The sequence below is a fragment of the Blautia sp. AF14-40 genome (assembly GCF_003479665.1).
GTDB lineage: Bacteria > Bacillota > Clostridia > Lachnospirales > Lachnospiraceae > Fusicatenibacter > Fusicatenibacter saccharivorans.
Window position 1 is genome coordinate 1 of record NZ_QUHK01000116.1, and the last position, 732, is coordinate 732.

Annotated in this window: 1 protein-coding gene; it reads right to left on the reverse strand. The window is 51.5% G+C overall.

The annotated features are described in order from the left end of the window. Positions 1 to 7 precede the first annotated feature (7 nt). Positions 8 to 724: a DUF4366 domain-containing protein gene (locus tag DWW13_RS18585; RefSeq protein WP_243026214.1), complete on the reverse strand. Its 717-nt coding sequence runs from the start codon at positions 722 to 724 to the stop codon at positions 8 to 10. Positions 725 to 732: the final 8 nt, after the last annotated feature.

The window sequence follows — 732 nt, forward strand, 5'->3', positions numbered from 1 at the left end:
AACAGGGTCATAGGGTTTCTTCCTCCGTTTCTTCATCTTCGGAAGTTTCCCCGGTATCTGCTTCCGGCTCGTCCTCGTCGTAGTCCTCAAATTCAAAATCTTCAAGGTCGGTATCGCCCTTTACATTCTGCTTCGGCTTCATAAACTTAAAGTAGTAGAACGCTGCGCCGCCACCAAGCAGGGCAAAGAGGACTAAGGCAAGCACCACACCGGGATTGCCGCCTTTTTCTTTCGGTTCTTCCGGCTGCTCGGTTGGTGTTGGGGTAGGTTCTTTACCTGTGCAGCTTGTCATACTGGTAACACATACTGGGCAGGACGTGTTTACCTTTCCGGCTTCGCATTTTTCCGTACAGTTACAGATTTCCGGCTTTTTGGCAGCTTCGCCGTTTTCGGTCAGTGCCATAAGGTCGGCTTCGTCCACTTGATTTAGGAAATGTACGGTCTGTTCGCCCTCGGCAGCGCGGTCAATGAGGATATAGAAATAGTTGCCGCTTTTGGTGGTAACAGTGATAAGCTGCTTATTGCCGCCGTAATCGTCAACCAGTGTTGCGTTTCCCTTTGGGGTAAGGGGCGGCGTTTCCTCTTTTTCCTCCACAATCACGCCGCTGTCATTAGTTGCGTCCTCTGCGGGCGGCTCTGTGGCTGCGCCCTGTGCATAGGCAGGGACAGAAAAACCGCCCATAAGGATAAGGGCGGCACAAAGGGCAGTCATGGTCTTTTTCAGTTTATTCT